This is a genomic window from Bacteroides sp. 1_1_14 (genome assembly GCF_000162515.1).
In the GTDB taxonomy this organism is placed as follows: Bacteria; Bacteroidota; Bacteroidia; order Bacteroidales; family Bacteroidaceae; genus Bacteroides; species Bacteroides thetaiotaomicron.
This window is the reverse complement of sequence record NZ_GG774705.1, coordinates 658,452-666,181: the sequence shown is the minus strand read 5'-3', so window position 1 is coordinate 666,181 and position 7,730 is coordinate 658,452. Positions and strand designations below refer to the sequence as shown.

5 protein-coding genes are annotated in these 7,730 nt (G+C 37.4%); all 5 read left to right on the top strand.

The genetic code is table 11. The features are described from left to right. The first annotated feature begins 247 nt into the window (after positions 1–247). The gene (locus HMPREF9007_RS12430) at positions 248–3,133 is read left to right on the top strand and encodes a SusC/RagA family TonB-linked outer membrane protein (protein WP_259023552.1); all 2,886 of its coding nucleotides are present in this window, start codon (positions 248–250) and stop codon (positions 3,131–3,133) included. Between the two features lie 20 nt (positions 3,134–3,153). Beyond that, positions 3,154–4,794 carry a SusD/RagB family nutrient-binding outer membrane lipoprotein gene (locus tag HMPREF9007_RS12435; RefSeq protein WP_011107593.1) on the top strand — a complete coding sequence of 547 codons (1,641 nt, stop codon included), beginning with the start codon at positions 3,154–3,156 and terminating at the stop codon, positions 4,792–4,794. Positions 4,795–4,825: 31 nt separating this feature from the next. Beyond that, positions 4,826–5,920, top strand: a complete 1,095-nt coding sequence (locus HMPREF9007_RS12440; RefSeq protein WP_008761680.1) for an endo-beta-N-acetylglucosaminidase family protein — start codon at positions 4,826–4,828, stop codon at positions 5,918–5,920. An 18-nt stretch (positions 5,921–5,938) separates the two neighbouring features. Further along, a complete protein-coding gene (locus HMPREF9007_RS12445) occupies positions 5,939–7,120 on the top strand; it encodes a DUF1735 and LamG domain-containing protein (protein ID WP_008761679.1) in 1,182 nt (393 codons plus the stop codon). A 264-nt stretch (positions 7,121–7,384) separates the two neighbouring features. Further along, positions 7,385–7,730 (top strand): TonB-dependent receptor plug domain-containing protein (locus HMPREF9007_RS12450; protein WP_032850379.1); only part of this gene is annotated, 346 nt, incomplete at its 3' end.

Sequence of the window (7,730 nt, the reverse complement as noted above, 5' to 3'; positions counted from 1 at the left end):
CAATGTCAGTAGTATACAACACAAATGACGTCGATATTAATCGTGTCATATCATAAAGTTCTAAAGAGTCGCTGACTAACGTTATGGGTCAGCTGTTTAAAGGAACAAATATCAGTTATTCAATAGTCGATAAGCATATTGTACTTTCTACTAAGAAAGAAGTAGAACAACAGAAAAAACACCAATCGTTGCAACGGGAACAGTAACAGATGCACAAGGTGAACCTTTAATTGGAGTTAGCATTCTGGTGAAAGGAACAGCTACTGGTGCGATTACTGATATGGATGGAAATTTCAAAATACAAGCTGCCAAAGGTGATGTGTTAGAAATCTCCTATATCGGTTATGCCTCCCAAGCAATCACGTTGACCAATGCCCAGCCATTGAAAATAACAATGGGGGAAGATACACAAAAATTGGATGAAGTTGTTGTTACTGCTTTGGGTATCAAACGTTCTGAAAAAGCACTTAGCTATAATGTGCAGAAAGTTAACAATGATGCTTTAACTTCCGTAAAGGATGCTAACTTCGTCAATAGTCTAAACGGAAAAGTGGCTGGTGTGAATATACAACGCAGTGCTTCCGGTGTAGGAGGTAGTACTCGTGTTACAATGCGTGGTAACAAATCTATTAGCGGAGATAACAATGTTCTATATGTAGTTGATGGTGTACCAATTGGTAATCAAGCTGACAGAACTGGCGACGGAACAGGATTCGGAAGCGGCAGAACTTCAGGTGAAGGTATCGCCAATTTCAATCCGGATGATATTGAAAGTGTGTCAGTATTGACTGGACCGTCTGCTGCAGCATTGTATGGAGCAAGTGCAGCAAATGGAGTTATCTTAATCAATACGAAGAAAGGCGAAGCTGGAAAAATGCGTATAGATGTATCTTCTTCAGTAGAGTTTATGACACCGCTCACAATGCCTAAATTCCAAAATAGATATGGAATATCAGGAAACTATTATTCGTGGGGAGATAAACTGGAAAATCAATCATCGTATGATCCTAAAGACTTCTTTGAATTAGGGGCAACCTTTAATAATTCATTTAATCTTTCAACCGGAAACGATAAGAATCAGACTTATTTTTCGATTGCTGCTGTAAATTCTGATGGTATTGTCCCCAATAACAAGTACCACCGTTACAATGTGACATTGAGAAATACTGCTAAATTCTTGAATGATAAGCTGACATTAGATGCATCTGCAAGTTATATACGTGAGTATTATAACAATATGATTTCTTATGGAACTTATTTTAATCCAATTGTTGGCGCATACTTATATCCGCGCGGTGAAGATTTTGAGAAAGAGAAGTATTTTGAACGCTATAATAGTGAACTCGGATATTCTCAACAGCAATGGAGTCCCGGAGATTTTGGTATGGATATACAAAATCCATATTGGATTGCCTATCGTAACATTCGTCCGGAAGTAAAAGACCGTTATATGTTATATGCCTCTTTAAAGTACGATATTACCAACTATTTGAATGTGGCAGGTCGTGTACGTTTAGATAATACCTATACTGAAAAGGAAGATAAACGTTATGCATCTACCATAAACACATATGCTAGTACAAACGGACGCTATACATACTCTAACGAGACGTTTCGACAGAAATATGCAGATATAATGGTAAACTTCGATAAACAGTTTGCTGAAATCTATCATGCTACGATCAATGCAGGAACTTCTTTCGAAGAATATGATACAAAAGGACGTGGATATGGAGGGCAGTTGCTATTAGTACCGAATAAATTTGTATATAGTAATATAGACCCGACGCAGAGCACCGCAAGTCAAACTGGTGGAGACAGCCGCAGGAGAAATTTTGCTGTATTTGCTTCTGCTGAGTTATCATGGAATTCGGCCTTATACCTAACCTTGACAGGGAGAGCCGATAAGCCTTCTCAATTGGTAAACAGTGATGATCCGTGGATTTTCTATCCTTCGGTTGGTTTGTCTGCCATCGTTACTGAACTGTTACCCAATAATATTAAAGAGAAATTAGAGCCAACTTTAGGTTTCCTGAAAGTCAGAGCTTCCTATACAGAGGTAGGTTCGCCGATCCCCTATACAGGGTTAACTCCTGGAACTCTCACTCACGAACTTGAAGGAGGAACCTTTAAACCTTTTAAATATTATCCGATTTCCAATCTGAAAGCTGAAAGAACTCGTTCTTATGAAGTAGGTCTTGATTCCAAATGGTTTAATAATACAATAACTTTCGGAGTTACGTATTATCATTCAAATACATATAATCAGTTACTGAAAGCTACATTGGGTAGTAATTTTGAATATATGTTTGTACAAGCCGGTAATGTTCAGAATAGAGGACTTGAATTAAGTTTAGGATTTGACAAGAAATTTGGTGATTTTAATTATAATACAACGTTCACTGCGACGACAAATAAAAATAAAATAATCCAATTGGCACGTGATGTCTTGAATCCGGTAACAAATACCTTGATAGATTTAACGGATATTCAGGTTGGGCGTTTCCGTTTGAGAGAAGGAGGAGAAATTGGTACTGTATATGCAAATGAATGGCTAAAAAGAGATGGTGATAATTATATAGACTATCAGCCAGGTCAGGCATTAACTACAGAAACCACCTCACCCTACAAGCTAGGTAGCGTGAACCCTAAATGGAATTTGGGATGGCAGCATGGATTTAGTTACAAAGGATTTAATCTTAACTTGTTGTTCACAGCTCGTATTGGAGGAATCGTAATATCTAAAACACAAGCTATGTTAGACAGATATGGAGTATCTGAAGCATCAGCAGATGCACGTGATGCAGGTGGTGTATCATTAGGATATTTCAAAGTTGATCCAAAAACTTATTATGATGCAGTTTCTAATTTGGATGCCTACTATACATACTCAGCAACTAATGTGAGATTGCAGGAAGCCAGACTAACTTATACTTTCCCCAATAAATGGTTTAAAGGAACTGTTAATAATTTGAGCTTGTCAGTATACGGTACTAATTTATGGATGATATACAATAAGGCCCCTTATGATCCTGAACTAACAGCTTCCACTGGTACTTTTGGTCAAGGATACGATTACTTTATGTTACCCAGCCAGTCTACTTATGGATTGAGTTTGAAATTTGGATTCTAAAATAAATAAAGGAATTGAATATGAAAAAATATATAATTCTGCTTTTGGCACTTTGTTCTATGTCAGCTTGTGATTATGAAGCTGTCAATACCAATCCTTACGGTGTCTCCGATGGGGAATTAGGTCCTCTTAAATATGGTGCCCGTTTCATGAATATGCAGCAAAGAGTGATCCCTATAGGTTCACCTAGTTTGACAACTGGACCTGGAAATGATTTACAAAATACTGATTTGATATCTTCCGGTAACTATATTGGTTATTTTGGCAATAATAATAATTGGGGATTTAATAATGAGGCTAATTGGAATTTTACAGATAGTAGAATGAATTATGCATATCAGAACTTTTACTCGCAAATCTTTTTGCCCTGGAATGAAATATATGAAATCGCTAAAGATTCGGATTCCCCATCAGAACAAGCTATATTGGAGATTGCTAATATTGTCAGAAATATAGCATGGTTGCGAGCTACAGACGTTTTCGGTCCTATTGCTTATAACTCAGCAGGTGATGGAAGTATTGCGCCAAAATTCGACAGCCAGGAAGTTGTTTACAGAAGCATGCTGGCTGATCTGTCAAAATCAGTAGAATTGCTGAATACAATATCTTATAGTGTGATGGCTCAGTACGATTTGATATACAATGGCAATGTTCAAAACTGGGTAAAACTGGCTAACTCATTAATGTTGAGAATAGCTGTCAGAGTACATTTTATAGATGAGACTTTGGCTAAAGAATATATTACGAAAGCATTAGATCCTAAAAATGGCGGTGTTATCGAAGATATTTCAAGTGAAGCAAAGATCAAAAGTTCTGATAAAATGCCATTGCTGAATTCAATGTTAGCATCTGTCAATGAATATAACGAAACAAGAATGGGCGCCACTATTTGGGGATATTTGGATGGATATAAAGACCCTAGGTTAAGTGCATATTTTACTGAAGGAACATATGGTTCTGGCAGTTGGGCGCAAACAGGTTATTTTCCGGTTGCACCGACGAATAGTAAATCTAAATCGGAAACCTCATATTCTGCAAAATTTGCATCGCGTCCGAAAGTAGATTCTAATTCTCCTTTATATTGGTTCAGAGCATCCGAAACTTATTTTCTGAAAGCAGAAGCTGCTCTATACAATTTGATAGGTGGTGACCCCAAAACGTTCTATGAACAAGGAATAAATATTTCATTTCAAGAGCAAGGAGTCAGTGGAGTTGCCACATACCTGTCAGGAACAGGTAAACCAACCGGACTCACTGGTAGTAATTACAAATATGGCACTTATAACCATGATTTAAGCATTGGAAATACTTCACCCAAATGGGATGATTACACAGGAAATTTGAGTAAGCAAGAAGAACAGTTACAGAAAATTATTACGCAAAAATATCTGGCACTATATCCGAACGCTGTGGAAGCCTGGACCGAATATCGCAGAACCGGTTTCCCATATTTAATGAAACCTATGGATGAAGCTGCTCCTGGAAGAATTGGCGCCTCAATAGAAGATTGCAGAGTTCCTGAACGCTTTAGATTTGCTCCTACAGCCTATAATTCCAATCCTAATATGGCTGAAATTCCAACATTGCTGGGAGGTGGAGATATAGGAGCTACTAAATTATGGTGGGTACGTTCAAACAGGCCCAAACAACCTAATCAGTAATAATGATATTCATTTTTAAGAAAAGAAAATTATGAAATTATTAAAGTATTTGTGTATAGGTATATCTGCCTTAAGTATACTAAGCTGTTCTGACTGGACATCTGAAGAAAGAGAGGTTTTTGAGAATCAAGAAGGAATGCACCGTCTGATTCCCCTAATAGAAGCCCAAACCGAAGAAGATCTTACACCGACCATGCGTGAATATTTCGCTCAAATAAGAGAATATAGAAAAACTCCTCATGTGAAAGGCTTTGGTTGGTTTGGTAACTGGACTGGAAAAGGAAACAACGCTCAAAATTATTTGAAGATGTTACCCGATAGTGTAGATTTTGTATCTCTCTGGGGAACAAGAGGTTACCTTTCTGATGAACAGAAAGCAGATTTGAAATTCTTCCAGGAAGTGAAAGGAGGAAAGGCATTATTATGTTGGATTATTCAAGATTTGGGAGATCAGCTGACTCCTAAAGGATTGAATGCAACGCAATATTGGGTAGAAGAAAAGGGACAAGGAAACTTCATTGAAGGAGTAAAAGCATATGCAAATGCTATTTGTGATAGTATTGAAAAGTACAATCTTGATGGTTTTGATATTGACTACGAACCTGGATATGGACATTCCGGAACTTTAGCAAACTACCAGACAATCAGTCCTAGCGGTAATAATAAGATGCAGGTTTTCATTGAAACTTTAAGTGCCCGTCTACGTCCTGCTGGAAGAATGTTAGTTATGGATGGTCAGCCGGATCTCTTATCTACAGAAACTTCAAAATTGGTTGATCATTATATCTATCAGGCATATTGGGAATCAAGTACTAGTTCTGTAATTTATAAAATAAATAAACCGAATCTGGACGACTGGGAGCGTAAAACAATTATTACCGTAGAATTTGAACAAGGGTGGAAAACTGGTGGTATAACTTATTATACAAGTGTACGTCCTGAATTGAACAGCATGGAAGGGAATCAGATTCTTGACTATGCAACACTCGATTTGCCCAGTGGTAAGAGAATAGGTGGTATAGGCACTTATCATATGGAGTATGACTACCCGAATGACCCTCCTTACAAATGGTTGAGAAAAGCCTTGTATTTTGGTAATCAGGTATATCCTGGTAAGTTCGATTAATATTAAAGAATGACTATTATGAAAAAGAATATTTATTTAGCTGTTCTGTTATTCTTAACAGGTTGTCAAAATGAGTTATATAAAAATCCTTTGGATGATTTTCAAAGTGAGCAAGGAGTATATATAGCTAATAACGGCGTATTACAAAGCTTTGTGGAAGAAGGCAAAGATGTGGAAATTAAAGGGCTGCAAGTAGCTTTAGCTGTTCAAGATACTAAAGAAATAAAAGTTACATTGGAGGCTGGTAATCAAGCTCAGTTAGATGCTTATAATGCTAAAAATGGAACTAACTATATAGTACTTCCTAAAGAGATGTATGAGATCTCACAGAAAATAACATTTATGCCTCTTTATGCAATGATGGATGTTCCTATTTCTTTGAAGAATGTAAAATTCTCACTAGAAGGTAACTATGCTTTGCCTATACGTATTACAGGAGGTGACGTGAATATTATCAGAGGGCAAGAAGAGACTTTACTTGTACTTGAGCAAAGAGTGAATACAAAAGCGCTCCGGATAAGTACAAGTGGAAGTGGTTCGGGGAGCGAGGATGATAAAATGTTCCCTAACGATTTCAAAGTTGATCAATGGACAATGGAAGTTATGGTCAACAGGGCTAGTTACAAAAGTAACAATCGTTCTATTTGTGGAACTAAATTGGTTGCCAATGCTGGTCCCATGGATGAGATTTATACTCGTTTCGGTGATGTAACTATTAACCCTAATCAATTACAAATTAAGACGGGAAGCTCTCAGATTGATGTTCCCGCTGACAAATTCTCTGCACAGCCTGACACTTGGTATATGTTAGCTTTCGTATATGATGGTCAAAAAAATTATGTATACGTGAACGGAGTGCTGGTTGCTGACCGGGAAATCAGAACAGGTCCTTATGGATTGATTGGCTTTTGGATTGGTGGTTCAAACGAGCTGATTCGTGAGGTTCGTTTTTGGAAAACGGCCAGAACTTCGCAAGAGATAGCTTCGAATATATGGAAGATGGTAAATCCTGACGATGACAATTTACTGCTTTATTATCCATTGAATGGGAAGAAGAGGGATAGTGCTACCGGAGAAATTACAGAGGATGAGACTCTGCTTTGGGACTGGAGTAAGAATGGTAAGAATTTACCCAAGCCATCAAGTTATTCTTTTGATGATAACAAAGGGAACGGGTTTATATTCCCACCGCAAGAATAGCAACAAACTACAATAAATTGTACATATAGAAAAGGCTGCCTTTGGAATGAGGCAGCCTTTGTTTTTACTATACATTGTAAATAATAACAACATAAATAAAGAGACAGAACTATCCACTCAACAATTTATATATTTACACAAATGTATGAATTATCAAATACAAATATTAATGGTTATATTTAGTATGAGATGTTCTTCTCTCATACTACTCCGCATATCTCCCAATCAATCACGCTTGCCAACGCCCAACCCCTAAAAGTCACAATGGGTGAAGACACGCAAACCTTGGACGAAGTAGTAGTTACTGCGTTGGGTATCAAACGTGAACAAAAAGCGTTGAGTTATAATGTACAGCAAGTAAAGGGAGATGAATTGACTAATATAAAGGATGCTAACTTTATTAATGCTTTATCAGGAAAAGTAGCTGGCGTAACAATAAATGCTTCTTCAGCCGGTGCTGGGGCTGCGGCTCGTGTAGTTATGCGTGGTACAAAGTCTTTGGAGAAAAATGATAATGCACTTTATGTTATTGATGGTATTCCAATGTTTAATGTAAATTCAGGAGATAATGCTGGAGGTACGATGAACAAACAGCCAGGATCTAATAGCG

What these genes read in the sequence shown, in the direction of transcription:
- HMPREF9007_RS12440 (WP_008761680.1), top strand. Translation starts at nt 4,826, where the DNA reads ATGAAATTATTAAAGTATTTGTGTATAGGTATATCTGCCTTAAGTATA.
- HMPREF9007_RS12435 (WP_011107593.1), top strand. Translation starts at nt 3,154, where the DNA reads ATGAAAAAATATATAATTCTGCTTTTGGCACTTTGTTCTATGTCAGCT.
- HMPREF9007_RS12445 (WP_008761679.1), top strand. Translation starts at nt 5,939, where the DNA reads ATGAAAAAGAATATTTATTTAGCTGTTCTGTTATTCTTAACAGGTTGT.